Consider the following 19242-nt stretch of genomic DNA (forward strand, 5'->3'; position numbering starts at 1 on the left):
CTCCCGCCGACGCCGGTCAGGAGGCCCGGCGCGTCTCGCCGTAATGGGCGGCCATGTCGGCCGCCAGCCGGTCGAGGCCGCGGACGATCTCGTCGGAGAGCTTCTCCAGCTCGGCGAGCTTGGTCCGGGCGAGCGCCGTGTGGCCGTCCTTGACCGCCGCCAGCGCGCCGAAGCCGGCCTGGTGGAGCGACAGATGCGGGTGCGCGATCGCCTTGAACGACGCCAGCTCGGTGAGGACGTCGTCGCCGACATTGTCGTACCACTTGCCGAACCGGCAGGTGTGGTGCGTCACCTCCCCCTCGCCCGCCGCCGCCTTGCCGCCGACCACGTCGCGCACCCGCGCCACGAAGGCGCGATGATCCTGCTTGGCCGTCTCGATCAGCAGCGCGAAGTACTTCTTCGCCAGCCCGTCGACCTGCGCGCTGTCGAGCTCGTCGGTGAAGTTAACGTGGTGGATGCCCTCGCTGCACGCCACCACGGTGCCGTGTACCCGCAGCCCTTCCGACGGGACCGAGAGCACCACGGCGGCATGGCTCGCGATCCGGCCGCCGCCGTGCAGCAGCGCGCCCGCCTCCGAGAGATCGAGGATCCGCACCGGCTCGGTGGTTCCGCCGGACGCCACCTGCGCGTCGATCATCACGCCGCGCCGGCGATAGCGCCGCCGCTGCGCCACCGCCGAGGCGGTGCGCACCGCCTTGGTCAGCATCCGGCCGAGCGTGCCGACCACGGCGTCGAGGCTGCGGGTGGAATCGTGCACCGAGAGCGAGGCGCCCTGCGCCTTGGTGACCCGGCCGAGCACGTCCTCCATCAGTCGGCTCACCTCGCCGACATGGGTGGCCGTCTGGCCGACGTTCTGGGCGATGTCGCTGGTCGCAGCCGACTGCTCCTCGACGGCGGCCGAGATCGACGAGGAGATTCCCTCGAGCTCGCGGATCGTCGCGGCAACCTCCTCGATCGCCGTCGCGGTGCGCCGGACGACCTCCTGGATGCGGCTGATCTGGCCGGCGATCTGCTCGGCCGAGCGGCCCGACTGGTTGGCGAGCGTCTTCACCTCGGCGGCGACCACGGCGAAGCCCTTGCCGGCCTCGCCGGCGCGTGCCGCCTCGATCGTGGCGTTGAGGGCCAGCAGGTTGGTCTGCGAGGCGATGTCGCCGATCAGGCCGACCACCTGGCCGATCTCGTCGGCCGCCTTGTCGAGATTGTCGACGACGCTGCGGGTCTCCTTCATGCGGCCGTCGGCGGTGCGGGCCGCCGCCGAGGCGCGGTTCACCTGGCGGGCGATCTCGGCGATCGAGGCGTGCAGCTCCTCGGCCGCCGCCGCCACGGTCTGGGCCGAGGCGAGCGCCGTGCCGGCCGCGCCGGTCGCCGAGGTCGCGTCCTCGGTCACGGCCTCGCTGACCATCTTCATCGAGTCGGCGCTGTCCAGCAGCGACTTGTTGTAGGTGCCGACGGTCGTCACCGTGTCGAGCACCTGGCTGTTGATGCGCTCGATCGTGGTCTCGGCGTCCTCGCGTCGCGCCTTCTCCATCTCGTCCCAATAGGTCGAGAGCGCGGAATCCATGTCGATCATCACGGCGCGGCTGACCGCCGCCTGGACGGCGGCGACGTGCCGGCGCTGCGCCGCGGTGAGCAGCACGCTCTTGTCGGCCATCACGGCGGCGAGCAGCTCGGCCTGCAGCATGCCGTAGCCGAGCATGTACCAGTGCGGCGACAGGCCGATGCGGTGATGCGTCTGGCCGATGCGCCTGGCCGACTCGCGGTAGCGCTCGTCGAACAGCCCTTCGAACAGGTACGACCAGTGCTTGGTCTGCGCCTCCTTGGCATAGGCCATGCGCTGTGCGCTCTTGAACATCGCCGCGAGCGGCGGGATTGCCGCGGTCTTCTGATAGAACGTGTCGAGGATGCGCGGCAGCGCCGCCATCAGGACGGGCTTCACCTCCTTCAGCAAAGCGACATTGTCCGGCTCGAAGGCGATGTAGGAGAGGTCGGTCTTGAATTGCTCGTCGGCAATGGCGTCGGTCATGCCCCACCCGTCCTGGCCTGATGGAATAGCGTGATACCTTAGCGCCGCAACGGTGGATGGCCGGTTAATTTCGATCTAATCAGGCCCCTACAAATCGCATGGGCAGCCCCGACATCGCGCATCTCATCACATCCAACATAGCCGGTTCTGACTATACACCTCACCCACGCCGCCTCCGCGGGATCGGGCCGAAGGCGGGCGGCGGGATGCGCCGGCGCGACGCCGCCTCGTAGGCCGAGGCGACCTTCAGGATCACGTCCTCGCGGCCCGGCTCGGCCCGGAAGACGAGCGAGAACGGCAGGCCGGGCGCCGGAATCGTCGTCGGCGTCCGCGACGGGGCCGAGACATAGCGGGTGCCGTCCGCCGACAGCGCGAAGACCGGATCGTAGACGGTCGTGACATACCCGGCCGGCACCAGCACCTCGGTCAGGCCGGCGTTCGGTCCGTACAGCGACTCGGGCGCGAGGTTGTGCAGGATGTCGTGCTGGTGCGGATGGCCGATCAGGCCGGGCGGCCACGGCGTATGCAGCCGCACCAGCGCATCGAGGCGGTTCTCGAGCATCACCATCATGTCGACGCGGCGGAGGAGCTCGCGCAGCATGATGCGCTCGTTGACGCCCTGGCGGCCGCCGAGGGCGTTGCGCGGATCGGCGATCTCTTCCCAGTTCCGGAAGGCGGCGCGCTGATCGTCGCCCCAGAACTTCGACCGCGCATTCAGCGTCGGCCAGTCGGCGAGCGTCTCGGTGACGCCCTGCGCGGCCCAGTCTGCGGCGCGCCGTGTCAGATACTGGCTGATGTGGAAGCGGAACGTGGACGCCAGCTCCTGCTGCTGGATGGTAGCGATGTCGAATTTCTTCGGCGGCGCGATCCGCCCCTCGGCGAGCGCGACGCAATAGTCGATCGGCGTCAGGGTGCCCGAGCCGAACACCTTGCCGGGCAAAAACTCCGTCGGGACGATCGCGTCGGCGAACTCCTGGAACAGCGGGCGGCCGTCGCGGCCGAGCCGGAACAGCAGATCCGGCATGAACACCGGCACCAGTCGCGCCAGCGCGGCCGTGAAATCGACCGTCATCGCCTCGATGTCGGGATCCGGCGTCCACGACGGCTCGCGTGATTCCACCAGCGTCGCGCCGAGCTTTTCTCCTATGATCTCCTTGATCTCGCGCGCCGCCGCCGTGACGATCGGCCCCTCGGCGAGCGAGCCCTCCGGCACTCGCATCGACTCGCGCACGACGCCGAGCCTGATCCCCGTCAGCTCGCCGGGCACGCCCCTGCCCGTCGTGTGGACCGCGTAGCCGCTCGCCAGCACGGACGAGCGTGGCACCGTCGTGTAGACGTCGCGCGGATCGTAATAGCCAGTCTCCGCATCCTTCAGCGCATCGAGAATTTTCGCGCAGTCGGCGAGCGTGCGGGCATGGATGCCGGAGCGGTCGCAATAGATGTCGGCCCCGATGGCGCCGCCGTCGAAGCCCAGCATCGCCTTGTGGGGCAGGATCAACGCGACGGCGTTGTGGTTCGAGGGGCCGCGGCAGGAGGCGCGCGTCTCCTCGCCGAGGCTCGCCATCACCAGGTTGGTCGACACCGAGAGCGCCGAGCCCGAGCTCGAGCCGAGCGAGGCCGCGCGCCGCGTGTCGTAGGGGTTCGCAGGCGTGCCGCCCCAGCTCGACCGCTGATAGCCGAGCGTCGACGCGATCACGCGGTCCGGCTTGTGGCGTCCGCCCGGATCGCCGCCGCCGCGGCCGTTGTATTCGGTGCACACCGCCTTGGCGAAGATGATGGCGCCCTTCTTGCGGAGCTGCTCGACCAGGACGTGATCACGCGCCGGCACGTCGACGTCGTAGCGCGCATCGCCGCCGCCGGTCGAGCGCATATCCTTGGTGTCGAACGGGTCCTTGAACGAGAAGACGACCCCGTAGAGCGGCAGCTTTTCGAGATCCGGATCGCGTCCGTACTTTGCATCCAAGGCGGCCGCCTGCTCCAGCGCATCCGGATAGCGACGAAAGATCTCGGCGCCGGGCGGCGCATCCGGCGGCAGCGGGCCGTCGTCGGGATGGCGGTCGAAGTCGCCACGGAAGGTCACCGAGCGTTCGCCCCGGATGTTGATGGTCGAGAGCGCATTGACCTGGCCGGCGTTCGGCTTGCCGACCACCATGCCGTACTGCTGCTGCACCGACGGATCGGACGCGGTCGGCTCCATGCGGCCGAGATCGAGCGGCGGCCCCTGATAGCGGTCGAGGTCGGGCAAGAGGTCGGCGGCCTTCACGGTCTCGGTCGCGAAGGCGAGCGGCGCCCCCCCGCGAACCGTGCCGGCGGCCGTCGGCACCGGCGCGCCGTCGGCCGTCACCAGGAGGCTCGCCGGTCCGTTGAAGGCGCGCACCCGGTCGATGTAGTGCTGCACGATCTCGACGCAGGTGATCTCGCCGGCGCGGATGGCGGCGTGCATCTCGTCGATCGTGGCTTCCTCGAGCTGGAACGGGGACGGCGCGGCCTGCCCGGGCATGACGGCTCCTTCGCGGGGTCGTGTGGGGATCGGGGGGTCGGTGCGGCGGAGAGGGGTGCGGGGCCGGCCGCGGTGGCAGCCGGTCCCCGATTAGAGCGCGGCCGCGCCGGTCCGGCAACCGGCGGCGGCGGTCCGTGCGGTGGCCGGAGGCTGCCGGGTGCGGTGCACCGCGAGGTCGGCTATTCTCCCGCCGCCGCCGCGATCGTCGCGCCGGCCGCGCGACCGACGAGCCCCCGATGACGACCCCGAAGGATCCCGCCCACCCGGACGCCTCCAAGGAGGTGCTGGCCGCCAAGCTCGCCTCGACGGCCAGCCTGATCGAGCGGATGACGGCGCTCGCCGTGTTCGTCGCGCTCCTGCTCGGCGTGTTCCTGGTGGTGAAGCCGTTCATCACCGGCATCCTGTTCGGCGGCATCCTCGCCATCGCCACCTGGCCGCTGCGCGATTTCCTGGTGCGGCACGGCTTGTCGACCGTGCTGGCCGCGAGCCTCCTGCTGCTCGCCGCCATCGCCACCATCGGGCTGCCGGCCGTCTTCCTCGCGCCCGGCCTCGCCGAGCGGCTGGTGAAAGGCCTGCAGCAGGCCCAGACCTATTTCGCCGGGATGCCGGAGCTGCCCGGCTGGCTCGCCAACATCCCGTTCATCGACGAGCCGATCCGCCGCGTCTGGACCGACCTCGCCGACCCGAGCAGCATCGTCCAGGAGGTGTTCAAGTCCTACTCGGCCGAGCTGCAGCGGGCGCTCGTCGAGATCGCCAAGGCGTTCGCCGACGGCATCTTCCAGGTGCTCGTCTCGCTCGCCGTCGCGACGCTGCTGTGGCTGCAGGGCGAGACGATCGGCCACGCCATCCGCGACGTGACGGTGCGGCTCGGCGGCGACACGGCCGGCGCGGCGCTCGACACGGCGGCCGACTCGGTGCGCGGCGTCGCCTACGGCATCGTCGGCACGGCCGCGATCCAGGCCGGGCTGATGACCTTCGGGCTGCTGCTCGCCGGCGTCCCGGGCGCCGCTGTGCTCGGCTTCGTCTCGATGCTGATCGCGCTCAGCCAGTTCGGCATCCTCCTCTCGATCATCTGGGGCGGCGCCGGCTGGTGGCTGTTCACGCTCGGCCAGACCGGCTGGGCGATCTTCATCGTCGCCTGGGGCATCATGGTCTCGACCGTCGACAACGTGATCCGCCCCTGGCTGGTGAGCTTCGGCGCCCCGCTGCCACTCACCCTGATCATCTTCGGCGTGCTCGGCGGCTTCCTCGCCTTCGGCTTCCTCGGCCTGTTCATCGGCCCGACGCTATTGGGCGTCTTCGTCAATCTGCTCGACGCCTGGCGCCGCGCCGCCGCCCCGTCGGCGTCGCCCGAGGCAGTTCCGCCCTCCGGCCCCTCCGCCCTGGCGCAGGGCATCGCCCCGGCCGTGCAGAAGGACGCGCTGGCGCCGGGGGAGTGAGGGGGGCTGATCGACAGACATCAGGGCGAGGCCGGGTGCGCTGCCAACCTTGCGCTTCTGTAGCGTATACGCTACATTCTTTGAGAGTTCGGGGCGAGCGACGATGACCGAGGTCTACCAGACCGAGGCATTCTCCCGGTGGCTTCGCGGTCTGCGGGACGTCAGGGCGCGGCAGAAGATCGTCGTCAGGCTGATGCGGCTCGCCGACGGGAACCCCGGCGACGTCGCCCCGGTCGGAGGTGGGATCAGCGAGCTTCGCATCCACGACGGCCCAGGCTACCGAGTCTACTACGCGCACCGTGGCGACGCCTTCGTTGTCCTCTGCGGCGGCGACAAGTCCTCGCAGCCCCGCGACATCGAAATGGCCCGACTGGTGTTGACGGATTTGGAGAAGGACGATGCCTGAACTGAAAAAGTTCGACGCCGCCGAGTTTCTCGACACCCAGGAGGACGTGACCGCGTTCCTGGCCGAGGCATTTGAGACCGGGGACGCTTCGTTCATCGCCAAGGCGATCGGCACCGTGGTGCGGGCGCGCGGAACGACCGAGGTCGCACGCGAGACGGGGCTCTCGCGTGAAAATCTCTATCGCGCCCTCAATGGCGAGACGCGCGTCGAGTTCGACACCGTCATGCGCGTGCTGGGCGCTCTCGGGCTGGAGCTCGAGCCGAAGCAGCGGGCGGCCTGAACGGGGCGCGCCGAAAGCGTTCTTCAAAATCACTCCGCCGCCGCGGCCACGCGGAACGGCACGGCCGCCACGACGGCGTCGGCCGCATCCTCACGGAACGCCGGATCGCTTCGCAACTCGTCGATGGTGCGGGGCGACGGGATCGCCGCGCCGTCGAGATCCGACCAATCTTCCGCCGCGAAGACGAGCACGGCCGCAGCGTTCTGGATCGCCTCGTCGATCGTGTCGCCGGCCGTGATCACGCCGGGCACGTCCGGGAACGACACACCGTAGCAGCTCTCGGGATCCTTGTGGATCAGGGCGATGTAGTGGGCCATCAAAACCGGCTACTTCGAAGGCCTTCGCCAGACACGAAATTCGTTAACAATATCGAAATAGATCGAAAATTTCCCAACGACATGAACCAGACATCCATTCACCCTATTGCCTAACTCACTCGCACGGTGAAAAACTTCTTGTTGAAGCACACTTGCAGCTTCATGTTCAGCATCTTCATCCAAGAGAAGAAATGCAGGATTTGAGTTTGGGTAGACGATAAGGTGCCTCGCTCTATCGGATGCTAAAAAAATTACTCTCTTTGTCTTCCTGTCGACCGCTTTGAGCACATCGTCGGCCCAAACTTTCTCCGCCCAGGCCTCGCCAGGTTCGTACCTGCCTTTTTGTTCACGGCCTTGTCTGGACAGGTATCTGCCAATTGGCAGAATGCCCCCCCGGGTTTCAACCTGCTGAAACTCCTTCTGGTCGGACTCGCCGGTGGCTTGAGTCACTTCAATCCAGTACTCCTGCATTCCAGCGGTTATGACGAAGTCAGGCTCGCGTTCAACTTCGCATCCCTTACGAACATAAATCGGCAGGTCAAAGTAGCCGACTCGAACTGCAGGCTCCAGGAACATCCTCAGAACAAACCATTCTTCGGCCGCTTTAGCGCGCTTATTTGGCCCAGTCCGACGACCGACGCGCAATCCCAAGTCTCCAAACGCAACGTCAAAAGAATCAATCTGGTCAATACGACAACTATTCACCGCACCAGCTCCCGCATCGCGCGATCGAGTCCCTCCAGAGTCAGCGGGAACATGCGGCCGCCCATCAGCTGGCGGATCATGCGGATGGAGGACGTGTACTCCCACTGGTCCTCGGGCACCGGATTGAGCCAGACGCAGGCCGGGTAGGTGCGGGTGACGCGATCGAGCCAGACCTGGCCGGCCTCCTCGTTCATGTGCTCGACCGATCCGCCCGGCGTGACGATCTCGTAGGGGCTCATCGAGGCGTCGCCGACGAAGATCACCTTGTAGTCGTGCGGATAGGTGTGCAGCACGTCGAAGGTCGGCGTCGTGTGGTCCCAGCGCCGCTTGTTCTCCTTCCAGACGCGCTCGTACAGGCAGTTGTGGAAATAATAATATTCGAGGTGCTTGAACTCGAGCCGCGCCGCGGAGAACAGCTCCTCGGTCAGCGAGATGTGCCAGTCCATCGAGCCGCCGATGTCGAAGAAGGCCAGCACCTTCACGGCGTTGTGGCGCTCGGGCCGCATGTGGATGTCGAGATAGCCCTTGTGCGCCGTGCCCTTGATGGTGCCGTCGAGATCGAGCTCCTCGGGCGCGCCGGTGCGGGCGAATTTCCGCAGGCGCCGCAGCGCGATCTTGATGTTGCGGGTGCCGAGCTCGACCGTGTCGTCCAGATCCTTGAACTCGCGCTTGTCCCACACCTTCACGGCGCGAAAGTTCCGGTTGGTCTCCTGGCCGATGCGGATGCCTTCCGGATTGTAGCCGTAGGCGCCGAACGGCGAGGTGCCGCCGGTGCCGATCCACTTGTTGCCGCCCTGGTGGCGGCCCTTCTGCTCGGCCAGGCGCTGCTTGATCGTCTCCAGGAGCTTGTCGAGCCCGCCGAGCGCCTCGATCTGCGCCTTCTCCTCCTCGGTGAGGTATTTTTCGGCGAGCTTCTTCAGCCAGTCGGCCGGGATCTCGGCCGTGATCGCCTCGGCCGTGCTCTCGAAGCCCTTGAACACGGTGCCGAACACCCGGTCGAACTTGTCGAGGTTGCGCTCGTCCTTCACCAGCAGCGCCCGCGACAGATAATAGAAGTCCTCGACCTTGCGCGCGGCGAGGTCGGCGTCCATCGCCTCCATCAGGGTCAGATACTCGCGCAGCGTCACCGGCAGGCCGGCGCTCTTGAGCGCATGGAAGAAGCTGATGAACATGCCGCCCTCCGGCCCGGGCCGGCACGGCCGCGGGCGTCGCGCGCCTGCTTACGCGCGGCGCCAGTATAGCCGCGCGGCCGCGCCGGTCGAGCCGGCCGCCGCGCCCCGCGGAACTCCGCCAACCCCCTGACGTTGAGCCGAAGATCGCGGCCGACGCGGCGCGGCGCGGCGATCGTGTCGCGCTCCGAAGAGTCGGCTCCCGCGTTCCATCGTCGAAACAGCAGCACGGCGCGGCACCCGCCGCGTCCGACAGGGATGGCGTCGCCATGCAGAACCAGTCCAGGCCCGGCTCGACCTCACCATCGCAAGCGCCCTCGGGATCATCGACCGCGGGGGGACAGTCCGCCGGCTCGCGTCCGGCAGGCACGCAGGCGGGCAGCCCGCAAGCGGGCTCCCAGGACGAGCTGCGGCGCGACGCCGAGCAGATCGCCGCGGAGGTGCGCCAGGCCGCCGGCCATGCGAAGCAGGCCGCCGGTAGCGTCAAGGACGAGGTCGCCGCCGCCGCCGCCGACATGCGCGACCAGGCCGCCGCCATGGCCGAGCCGCTGCAGCGCAAGGCGCGCTCGCTCGCCGAGGAGCAGAAGCGAGCCGGGGCGCAGCGCGTGCGCGGCGTCGCACGGGCGATCTCGTCGGCCGCCGACGACCTCGACGACGAGATGCCGCAGGCGGCGGCGTGGATCCGGCGCGGCGCCTCGCAGCTCGAGGATCTCTCGCAGTCGGTGCGCCAGAAGAGCGTCGAGGATCTGGCACGCGACACCGAGCGTTTCGCGCGCAACAACACGGCCGCCTTCTTCGGGCTGTCGCTGGTCGCCGGCTTCGCGCTCGCCCGCTTCCTCAAGAGCGGCGCGCCCGATCCGACCGGGCACGCGGGCGCGACCACGAGCGCGTCCGGATCGCCGCGCCGCACGACGAGCCCGCCCCTGCAGCCGCATCCGGGCAGCGCGACCGGCACCTCGCCGCGCAGCCCGGCCGCCACGGGGCCGGCGACGCGCACCAATCCGGCCGCCTTCCCCCACAACGAGTTCTGAGGAGAGACGATCATGGGTCTCGAAGACACTCGTCTCCACGACCAGCCCGTCCACGACCGGCGCGTCCAGGATCATCGCTCGGTCCCGGCGCTGTTCACGGATTTGATTCAGCAGGTCACGTCGCTGCTGCGCACCGAGACGCGGCTCGCCCGCACCGAGATGAGCGAGAAGATCGGTCAGGTCGGCACCGGCGTGGCGCTGGTCGCCGTCGGCGCCGTGCTGGTGATGCCGGGCCTCGTCATCCTGCTGCAGGCCGCCGTGGCGGCCATGATCGACGCCGGCTGGCAGGCCCATTGGGCCGCCCTCCTGGTCGGCGGCGCGACGCTCTTGGTCGGCGCCATCCTGGCGCTGGTCGGCGCCGGCCGGTTCAAGGCCGCGAACCTGACTCCCAACCGTACGCTGTCCCAGCTCCAGAGCGACGCGGCCGTCGCGCGCAATCAGGTGAGGTGATCCGATGCCGACCGCTCGCGAGATCGAGACCGAGGCCGAGCGCCAGCGCGCCCAGCTCGCCGACACGCTGGAGGCGCTGCGCGACCGGATGACGCCGGGCGAGATCGTCGACCAGGCGATGGAGTTCGCCCGCGGCCACGGCGGCGGCGAGTTCGTCCAGAATCTCGGCCGTCAGGTGCGCGCCTCGCCGCTCCCGGTGGCGCTGGTGGCGACCGGGCTCGCCTGGCTGATGTTCGCGCCGCGCCGCGCGCCGGCGCCCTCGATCGTGCCGGAGCCCTCGCCCTATCCGAGTCCGACGACCCGCACCGCCTCGCAGCACGACGGCACGGCCCGTCACGCCGCCGACGCGGCGAGCAGCGCGGTACATGCGGCGAGCGGCAAGGCGCGCGGCGCCTACTCGTCGATGGCGTCCGGGGCGAGCGGTGCGGCCGCCTCGGCCCGCGATGCCGCAGGCGGCGCCTACGAGAGCGCCAGCGACGCGGCTGGCCGGGCCGCCGGTCTCGCGTCGAGCGCCGCCGACCGCGCACGCCGCGGCGCCCGAGACGTCGCCCATGATCTCGGCGACCGCGCCGCGTCGGCCGGTCGCGGGGCGTACGATGCCGCGACGGGGGCCTACGACCACGCCGCGGATCTCGGTCACGAGGCCTACGACCGTGCCGCCGATCTCGGTCACGGCGCCTATGCGCGGGCCCGCTCGATGGGCGAGAGCATCGCCGACCAAGCGTCGCACGCGCAGGCCGGGCTGATGCGGATCGTCCGCGAGCAGCCGCTCGTGGTCGGTGCCGTCGGCCTCGCGCTCGGGGCGCTCATCGGCGCCGCCATGCCGCGCTCGCGGACCGAAGACGAGCTGATGGGCGAAGCCGCCGACGACATGAAGCAGTCGGCATCCGAGGCGGTGCGCAGCTATTACGGCGAAGCCAAGGACGCGGCCGGCCGCGTCGCCGAGCGGGTGCGCGAGGCCGCCGAGGAGCAGGGTCTCACGACCGACTCGGCCCAGGGGGCGGCGCAGGGGGCGGCGCAGGATCTCCGCGACCGGGCGCGGGACCTCGGCGGCAAGGCGAGCGAGCTCGGCGACAAGGTCGCGGCGGTCGCCGAAGCCGCCAAGGAGAGCACCCGCGAAGAGCTCGACCACGCCAAGGAGAAGCTCGCGGCAGACGCCGACAAGACGGTCGGGAAGGGCGAGGCTGGCCTGAGCGAGTCGGGCAAGGATGAGATGGGCAAAGGTGCCGCCGGCAAGAGCGACGTGCGGCGCAACCCCGTGCAGCGCGACACGATGACGGCCGGTTCGGCCACGCCCGGCCAGTCGGCCGGGGTCGGCCAAGCGACGCACTTCGCATCACCCGGCACGCCCTCGACGTCGGGAACGAGTCGCCCGGGCCAGCAACCGAGCCAGCCGGGCAAGCGTCCGAGCTGAATGGACACGCCCCCCGGCCGGCGCTCCAGCGCCGGCCGGTGCGTGCCTTCATCCTGCGCAGCCACGTCGCGCGGCGCGATCACAGGTCATTTACACACCTCCGCGATGAAGCCCCCCTCCCCTCCACCGGACCGGTCGCCTCTCGTGGTGCTCGGGTTATCGGCTGCGCTGCTGGCGCTCGGCTATGGCCGTCGCGAGGCCACACCCGCGACGACGCTGCGCCGCGACGATCTCACACCGTCGCAGCAGCGACCGAAACGGCGCGGCTGGTGGCCGGCCCTGAAGGGCGTCTACCGGCGCTTCACCGAGGATCGCGTCACCTCGATCGCCGGCGGCGTCACCTTCTTCGCGCTGCTGGCGCTGTTCCCGGCGATCGCCGCGCTCGTCTCGATTTACGGCCTGTTCACCGATCCGCGCCAACTCACCGGGCAGATCGATCAGCTCTCGACCGTGCTGCCCGGCGGCGCCATCGAGGTGGTCAGCGGCCAGCTCCAGCGCCTCGCCGAGCAGGGTCGCTCCAGCCTCGGCGTCGCCTTCCTGATCAGCGTCGGTGCCGCGCTGTGGAGCGCGAATGCCGGCATGAAGGCGATCTTCGATGCGCTCAACATCGTCTACGACGAGGACGAGAAGCGCAGCTTCGTGATGCTGAACGTGCAGTCGCTGCTCTTCACGCTGGCCGGGCTGGTGCTGCTGATGCTGGCGCTGTCCGCCGTCGTGGTGGTGCCGATCCTGTTCGGTTATGTCGGGCTCGCCGGCCCCGCCGCGACGGCACTGCAGTGGGGCCGTTGGCCCATACTTCTGCTGGTGCTCGCCTTCGCGCTCGCCGTGATCTACCGGTTCGGCCCGAGCCGCCGCACCGCGCGCTGGCGCTGGATCTCCTGGGGCAGCGCCTTCGCGGCGATCGCCTGGCTCGGCGCATCCGCGCTGTTCTCCTGGTACGCGGCGAATTTCGGCAGCTTCAACGCCACCTACGGGACGCTCGGTGCGGTCATCGGCTTCATGACCTGGATCTGGATCTCGTCGATCGTGATCCTGGTCGGCGCCGAGCTGGACGCCGAGCTCGAATGCCAGGACCCCGAAATGCCGCGCAAGACCCCCGAGGGCGGGCTCGGACGCGCGTCCCGCGCGTGATGGCGCGCCACCGGCCGCCGCCCCGTCATGCTTTCGCCGCTTTGTCGCCGCGCCGCCGTATAGAACGAAGCCCATAGAGCTTCGGGTGAAGGCCGGGGTGACGGGAGACGATCATGGCGGGGTGCGGGATCCAGGGCGCGAGAGCGCTGGCGAGGATGCTCGCGGCGAGCCTCGCCGCGACGGTTCTCGTCACCGGAGCGTCCGCCCAGACTCCGCTCGCGCCGCCCCCTGAGGCGGTCCCCGGCACCGGCATCCCGTCGATCACGGTCCATCCCGATCCGAACGCCCAGCCGGCCGTGCCGGCGATCGTGCCGGCGCCGCTGCCGGAGCCGGCGATCGGCGTCGCCATCGACTGGCAGGTGAAGAACCGCTTCCGCCTGTTCCGCGACGAGAAGGACTTCCAGCGCCACGTGACGGCGGCAGCCGCCGGGCGCAGCGTGCTGGCGACCGAGCAGGCGCTCGCCGCCGAGACGGACGGGCGCGGCTGGGCGCGCGACACCGTGGTGCGGCTGTGCACCGACGCGGCCGGCCGGGTCGCCGACGAGTGCCTGCGCGACGGGGTGCGCGAGTCGTATCTCGCGCCGGCCGATCATCGCATCGAGGCGCGGCTCGCCGGCGCCGTCGACCCGGCCGCCCAATGCACCTGGACGTTCGAGGACGGCGACTCCTTGCCGCGCAGCGTCACGGCGCCGTGCGCCGAGCCGGTCAATCTGCGCGTCGTGTTCGGCAAGCCGACCATCGCGGTGGTCGACATCGTGGCGCCCGACGGCGCCGCCACGGGCCAGCCGCCGCGCCGCGCCACCACCGAGATCCTCGTCCAGGATCTGCTGATCGCCGGGCTCGGCGACTCGATCGCCTCGGGTGAAGGCAATCCGGACCGGCCCGTGGTGCTGTCCGACGAGGGCTTCTGCTTCCGCCGCTTCGGCGGCGGCGGCCGCAACGAGTTCTTCCGGCCTGGCCGAGCGGGCTTCAAGGGCGACAAGGCCTGCGAGTCGGGGGGCGGCGGCATCGGCAGCGACAGCGACCGGGCCGAATGGGCGCGCCTCTCGGCGCGTTGGATGAGCGCGCCCTGCCACCGCTCGCTCTACGGCTATCAGCTGCGCGCCGCGCTGGCGCTCGCCGTCGAGAACCCGCGCCTCGCCGTCACCTTCCTGCCGCTCGCCTGCACGGGTGCCACCATCGAGACCGGCCTGTTCGCCGGCCAGCCGTCGCGCGAGCTCAACTGCGGCACCAGCGGCACCGCGTCCTGCCCGCGCCAGATGCCGGGCCAGATCGCCCAGCTCCGCGACCTCCTCGCCAAGGCCCGGAAGGCGCACCCGCAGCGCGGCCTCGACCTCGTGTTCCTCACCGTCGGGGCGAACGACGTCGATTTCTCCGGGCTGGTCGCCGACGTGATCATCGACGCCTCGGCCGAGCGCACGCTGTTCCGCCGCGCCGGCGTCATCGGCACGGTCGAGGGCGCGCAGCGCGCCATCGACACGACGCTGCCGACCGGCTTCCACCGGCTGCGCGGCGCCTTGAAGCCGCTGCTCGGCGGCAGCCTCGACCGCCTCGTCTACGTCTCCTACGGCCATCCGGCGCTGTCGCCGCAGGGCGGTGCGTGCCCGACGAGCCGCGACGGCTTCGACGTCCATCCGGCCTTCGGGGTGGACGGCGACCGGCTCGCCCGCATCTCGCAGTTCGTCGAGCGCGGCTTCTTCCCGCGCCTGAAGGCGCTCGCCACCTGCACGGGCGGCGTCGCCTGTGCCGATCCCGGCCGCGACCGCATGACCTTCGTCGACGCCCACCAGCCCGCGTTCGCCGACCACGGCTTCTGTGCCCGCTCGGCCGCGGATCCGGCGTTCGACCGCGACTGCTTCGCCACCGACGGGACGAGCTTCGCGACGAGCCCGGTCGAAGGCGCGACCGCCCCGCTGAACTGCGCGGCGCGGCCGTCCGATTTCCGCCCCTACGCCCCGCGGGCGCGCTGGATCCGCACGGCGAACGACAGCTACTTCGCCGCCATGACGTTCCCCGAGGGCGTGTCGCCGACCATGCAGCCGAGCGACCTGCACGACGCCACCTGGGGCGTGCTCTCGGCCGTCTATGGCGGCGCCGTCCATCCGACCGCCGAGGGCCACGCCGCCATGGCCGACGCCGCCCTGCCGGCCGCCCGCACCGTGCTCGGCCTGCCGCAGCCGGACCTGGCGATCACGGTCGAGCCGCTGCCGCCCGCCCTGCCCGCGTCGGGCGCAGCCGGTCCGCTGCCCGTCCCTCCGGCGCCGCAGACGGCCGGCTCGGGCGCCTTTCCCGGGCGCTGAGCGGCCGACACGCGCGGCCGCGCGGCCGTCACGACACTGTCGTGCCAAGTCCGGCCGGCGATCATGCGCCGGCCGCATGGCCGGTCCTGCAACACGGACTTGCGAACGGCACGCTTGTCGCGCCGCGAGTCGAACGGCACGTTTTGCAGCGCACCCCCAAAATGTCCCCGGGAGCGGACGCCCGCTCCACCGCACGAGCCCGTGACCGGCCCGCCGCGACCCTCGTGTCGCGCGAGGGCGACCGCGGGTTCCACCGGATGCTTCGGACGGATCGGTGGAGTAGGATGGCCATGGCCGGCGCACCCCCGCTATCCGAAGCCAGACAGTGTGGGCAGCCATGACCGAGGTCAGCTACGGCGTCTGGGACGGCATCGTCTTCGACAACCGCGATGGTGCCACCCCGTTTCCGGCGAACGCCTTTCCGGAGCTCGCCAACGTCGACGATTTCGATCCGAAGAACCGAATCCGTGCCTTCTTCGGCGACCGCGGCTTCTTCATCTTCGATCCGACCGTCAGCCTGGTCGACGCGCTGTGGCGCCAGATGGTCGAGGCGGCTGACCAGTCCTGCGGCAAGTGCACGCCCTGCCGGATGGGGACCGTGCTGGTGCGCGACGCGCTCGACGCGCTGCGCCGGGGCCGGCCGAGCCCGCTCGGCCTCGCCGAGATCGAGCGGCTCGCCGTGCAGATGACCGACACCTCGATGTGCGGCCTCGGCCAGACCTGCGCGAGCGCCCTGCTCGACGCGCTCCGCGGCTTCCGCGACGTGATCGAGGCCGAGATCGCCCGCGGGCCGCAGCCCGAGCAGCACGGCATGGCCTACATGACGGCGCCCTGCATCGAGGCCTGCCCGTCGCGCATCAACGTGCCGCGCTACATCGACTACATCCGCGACGGCAAGCCCGAGCACTCGCTCGGCGTCATCCTGCAGAAATACCCGATGGCGGCGACCTGCGGGCGCGTCTGCGTGCGCTTCTGCGAGATGGCGTGCCGGCGCAAGTTCGTCGACGAGGCGGTCGGCATCAAGACGCTCAAGCGCTACGTCGCCGACCAGCAGACGGGATCGCGCGCGCTCACCTTCGGGCGCGAGCTGATCGCCCAGCCGCTCGGCGCCGACATGCGGGTCGCCGTGGTCGGCGCCGGCCCGGCCGGCGTCTCCTGCGCCTACCACCTGCTGCTGCACGGCTATCACGTCGACATTCTCGAGGCGATGGGCGAGGCCGGCGGCATGGCGGCGATCGGCATCCCGTCCTACCGCCTGCCCAAGTCGGTGCTGCGCAAGGAGACCGACATCATCACCGAGCTGGGCGGCCGCTTCCTGTTCGACCGTGCGCTCGGCCACGACTTCACCATCGACGACCTGTTCTCCCGCGGCTACCGGGCCGTGTTCCTCGCCATCGGCTGCCAGCAGGGCATCCGGCTCGGCGTGACGGACGAGGATCCCTCGATGCCCGGCTACAAGTCCGGCATCGGCTTTCTCCTGGAGGTGCACGATCACGTCGCCGGGCTGAAGGCCGTGTCGCTGTCGGGCGAGGTGATCGTGGTCGGCGGCGGCAACGTCGCCATGGACTGCGCCCGCTCGGCGCTGCGCATGGGCGCCGACAAGGTCCACGTCGTCTATCGCCGCACCCGCGAGGACATGCCGGCGGACAGCGAGGAGGTCGAGGCGGCGATCGCCGAGGGCGTCGCCTTCCACTTCCTCACCAACCCGGTCCGCATCGTCTCGGCCGACGGCCGCATCACCGGCGTCGAGCTCGCCACCATGCGCCAGACCGAGCCCGACCGTCACGGTCGCCGCGGCGTCGAGCCGGTGCCGGGCACCGAGCGCATCATGCCCTGCGTGACCCTGATCGCGGCGATCGGCCAGCAGGTCGCCAAGGGCGCGCTGACGGCCGACGACGGCATCGCCTTCGACCGCTGGAACTGCGTCGCGATCGACACGGTCGATCTCTCCACGTCGCGGCCCGGCGTGTTCGCGGGCGGCGACTGCGCGTCGGGTCCCTCGACCCTGATCCACGCGATGGCGAACGGCCTGAAGGCCGCCCGCTCGATCGACGACTGGATCCAGAAGGGCCACACCTGCTTCCAGGCGCGCACGCGCATGCGCCAGATCCTCAACGACAACAAGATGCTCGCGGACGACGCCGTCGAGGTGCCGGTGAAGCCGCAATACCGCGTCCACCATCCCGAGCTCGACCCGACCGTGCGCAAGCTGATGTTCGAGGAGGTCGAGCAGACGATCAGCCCCGAGCAGGCCTATCGCGAGGCCAAGCGCTGCATGCGCTGCTACCGCACCTACTCGGTGATCACCGAGCGCGCCATTCCGGAGGGAACCTCGCCATGAGCACGACCGAGATGGTTCCGACCGGCACGCCCGCCGCCGACGCGCCCGCCGACGCCGCGACCCTGAGCGCCACCATCAACGGCAAGGCCGTGACGGGCCGGGCCGGCGAGACGATCCTGGAATGCGCGCGCCGTCACGGCGTCTACATCCCGACGCTGTGCGAGCTGCACGACATCGACCACGCGCCCGGCACCTGCCGGGTCTGCCTGGTCGAGATCAAGATGCCGCACGCCGACAAGACGCATCTGGTCGCGTCTTGCACGACGCCGTTACAGGACGGGCTCGACGTCAACACTCGCACGCCGGAGCTGCGCGAGATGCAGCGCCTGCAGGTCGAGCTGCTGCTCGCCGACCACGACCAGGACTGCGCCACCTGCATCCGCCACGGAAAATGCGACCTGCAGGACGTCGCCCAGTTCGTCGGGCTGCGGCAGAACCGCTTCTTCGATCCGGCCCGCGTCGCCGCCCGCCCCGTCGACGAATCCTCGCCGGCCCTGATCCGCAACATGAAGCGCTGCATCCGCTGCCAGCGCTGCATCGCCATCTGCCGCGACGGCCAGGGCGTCGACGCGCTCATCCAGATCAACAGCGGCCTCGACACCGCGGTCGGCCTGCGGCACGGGCTGACGCAGAAGAACTCGGCCTGTGTCACCTGCGGCCAGTGCGTCCTCGTCTGCCCGACCGGCGCGCTCGGCGAGCGCGACGAGACCGACCGGGCGCTCGAGATGATGTACGACCCCGAGCTGATCACGGTGGTGCAGTTCGCGCCCGCCGTGCGGGTCGGCTTCGGCGAGGAGTTCGGCCTGCCGCCCGGCACCAATGTCGAGGGCCAGATCATCACGGCGCTGAAGCAGCTCGGCGCCTCGATCGTGCTCGACACCAACTGGGGTGCCGACCTCGTGATCATGGAGGAAGGCACCGAGCTGCTGCACCGGCTCCGGGAGAGGAACGACCCGAAGCGCGTCCGCGTCATCTCGATCATGCCCTGCATCGCCAAGAAGGACGAGATCGTCCGCCGCCAGCTGATCCACGACGGCGTGCCGGAGGTCGATGTCGTGCTCTCGACGCGCGAGTTCGCCCGCATGTTGCAGCGTGAGCGCATCGACCTCAAGACGCTGCCGCCCTCGACCTTCGACAATCCCTACATGAGCGAGTACTCGGGCGCCGGCGCGATCTTCGGCACCACGGGCGGCGTCATGGAGGCGGCGATCCGCACCATGTACTACGTGGTCAACGGCCGCGAGCTGGAGCATGTCGAGATCGAGCAGCTGCGCGGCTTCGAAGGCGTGCGCACCGCGACCGTGGAGCTCGGCGGCGACATCGGCGCCGTCAAGATCGCCATGTGCCACGGTCTCAAGCCGACCCGGCAGATCGTCGAGGAGGTGCGCTCCGGCAACTCCGATCTCGACTTCGTCGAGATCATGGCCTGCCCGGGCGGCTGCGTCGACGGCGGCGGCACGCTGCGCTCCAAGAAGGCCTATCTGCCGCATGCGCTGAAGCGCCGCGAGACGCTGTTCGGCATCGACAAGACCAAGGCCGTGCGCCAATCGCACCGCAACGAGCAGGTCCAGGCGCTCTATCGCGACTATCTCGGCACGCCGAACTCCGAGAAGGCGCACCACCTGCTCCACACCTATTACACCGACCGCAAGATCGAGATGACCCAGACGGTCCGCGAGGTGTGGGCCGACATCAAGATGACCGGCAAGGTGTATTGAGGCGGATGGACTCGCGGC

At 70.0% G+C, this 19242-nt stretch carries 15 protein-coding genes; 10 read left to right on the top strand and 5 right to left on the bottom strand.

Annotated elements, in window-relative coordinates; all coding sequences use genetic code 11:
• Positions 1 to 16: 16 nt before the first annotated feature.
• Positions 17 to 2023: a protoglobin domain-containing protein gene (locus tag ABTU92_RS01555; RefSeq protein WP_408086988.1), complete on the bottom strand. Its 2007-nt coding sequence runs from the start codon at positions 2021 to 2023 to the stop codon at positions 17 to 19.
• A 160-nt stretch (positions 2024 to 2183) separates the two neighbouring features.
• Entirely contained in the window at positions 2184 to 4523 is a 2340-nt protein-coding gene (locus tag ABTU92_RS01560) for an amidase family protein (RefSeq protein ID WP_408086990.1), read from the bottom strand.
• A gap of 236 nt (positions 4524 to 4759) precedes the next feature.
• On the opposite strand from ABTU92_RS01560, the gene ABTU92_RS01565 reads away from it, so the two are divergent.
• From ABTU92_RS01565 to ABTU92_RS01575, 3 genes are all read left to right on the top strand, one after another.
• Positions 4760 to 5962: an AI-2E family transporter gene (locus tag ABTU92_RS01565; protein ID WP_408086992.1), complete on the top strand. Its 1203-nt coding sequence runs from the start codon at positions 4760 to 4762 to the stop codon at positions 5960 to 5962.
• A gap of 103 nt (positions 5963 to 6065) precedes the next feature.
• Positions 6066 to 6368 carry a type II toxin-antitoxin system RelE/ParE family toxin gene (locus ABTU92_RS01570; protein ID WP_408086994.1) on the top strand — a complete coding sequence of 101 codons (303 nt, stop codon included), beginning with the start codon at positions 6066 to 6068 and terminating at the stop codon, positions 6366 to 6368.
• On the top strand, positions 6361 to 6648 hold the full coding sequence (locus tag ABTU92_RS01575) for an addiction module antidote protein (RefSeq protein ID WP_408086996.1): 288 nt from the start codon (positions 6361 to 6363) through the stop codon (positions 6646 to 6648). Before ABTU92_RS01570 ends, ABTU92_RS01575 begins: the two co-directional genes overlap by 8 nt.
• A 29-nt stretch (positions 6649 to 6677) precedes the next feature.
• On the opposite strand, the gene ABTU92_RS01580 is transcribed toward ABTU92_RS01575, so the two are convergent.
• Genes ABTU92_RS01580 through ABTU92_RS01590 form a run of 3 tightly spaced genes read right to left on the bottom strand, consistent with a single transcriptional unit; the run spans position 6678 to position 8842 of the window.
• On the bottom strand, positions 6678 to 6965 hold the full coding sequence (locus tag ABTU92_RS01580; RefSeq protein WP_408086998.1) for a type II toxin-antitoxin system HicB family antitoxin: 288 nt from the start codon (positions 6963 to 6965) through the stop codon (positions 6678 to 6680).
• A gap of 9 nt (positions 6966 to 6974) precedes the next feature.
• Positions 6975 to 7670, bottom strand: a complete 696-nt coding sequence (locus tag ABTU92_RS01585; RefSeq protein WP_408087000.1) for a hypothetical protein — start codon at positions 7668 to 7670, stop codon at positions 6975 to 6977.
• Positions 7667 to 8842 carry a vWA domain-containing protein gene (locus ABTU92_RS01590; protein ID WP_408087002.1) on the bottom strand — a complete coding sequence of 392 codons (1176 nt, stop codon included), beginning with the start codon at positions 8840 to 8842 and terminating at the stop codon, positions 7667 to 7669. The genes ABTU92_RS01585 and ABTU92_RS01590 overlap by 4 nt, the downstream gene beginning before the upstream one ends.
• A gap of 266 nt (positions 8843 to 9108) precedes the next feature.
• Here ABTU92_RS01590 and ABTU92_RS01595 point away from each other — a divergent pair, with 266 nt between their 5' ends.
• The 7 genes from ABTU92_RS01595 to ABTU92_RS01625 all read left to right on the top strand — a co-directional run bounded on the left by ABTU92_RS01595 (position 9109) and on the right by ABTU92_RS01625 (position 19224).
• Entirely contained in the window at positions 9109 to 9870 is a 762-nt protein-coding gene (locus ABTU92_RS01595) for a hypothetical protein (RefSeq protein WP_408087004.1), read from the top strand.
• A 12-nt stretch (positions 9871 to 9882) separates the two neighbouring features.
• Positions 9883 to 10320 (top strand): phage holin family protein, encoded by a 438-nt coding sequence (locus ABTU92_RS01600; RefSeq protein WP_408087006.1) that lies wholly within the window; start codon positions 9883 to 9885, stop codon positions 10318 to 10320.
• Positions 10321 to 10324: 4 nt separating this feature from the next.
• Positions 10325 to 11734, top strand: a complete 1410-nt coding sequence (locus ABTU92_RS01605; RefSeq protein ID WP_408087008.1) for a DUF3618 domain-containing protein — start codon at positions 10325 to 10327, stop codon at positions 11732 to 11734.
• A gap of 144 nt (positions 11735 to 11878) precedes the next feature.
• Positions 11879 to 12865 carry a YihY/virulence factor BrkB family protein gene (locus tag ABTU92_RS01610; protein WP_408087010.1) on the top strand — a complete coding sequence of 329 codons (987 nt, stop codon included), beginning with the start codon at positions 11879 to 11881 and terminating at the stop codon, positions 12863 to 12865.
• A gap of 113 nt (positions 12866 to 12978) precedes the next feature.
• Positions 12979 to 15165, top strand: coding sequence for a hypothetical protein (locus tag ABTU92_RS01615; RefSeq protein WP_408087012.1), 2187 nt, complete (start codon positions 12979 to 12981; stop codon positions 15163 to 15165).
• A gap of 337 nt (positions 15166 to 15502) precedes the next feature.
• Positions 15503 to 17506: an FAD-dependent oxidoreductase gene (locus tag ABTU92_RS01620; RefSeq protein WP_408087014.1), complete on the top strand. Its 2004-nt coding sequence runs from the start codon at positions 15503 to 15505 to the stop codon at positions 17504 to 17506.
• Positions 17503 to 19224 (top strand): [Fe-Fe] hydrogenase large subunit C-terminal domain-containing protein, encoded by a 1722-nt coding sequence (locus ABTU92_RS01625; protein WP_408087016.1) that lies wholly within the window; start codon positions 17503 to 17505, stop codon positions 19222 to 19224. The genes ABTU92_RS01620 and ABTU92_RS01625 overlap by 4 nt, the downstream gene beginning before the upstream one ends.
• Positions 19225 to 19242: the final 18 nt, after the last annotated feature.

This window comes from Rhodoplanes sp. SY1 (genome assembly GCF_046000175.1).
In the GTDB taxonomy this organism is placed as follows: Bacteria; Pseudomonadota; Alphaproteobacteria; order Rhizobiales; family Xanthobacteraceae; genus Rhodoplanes.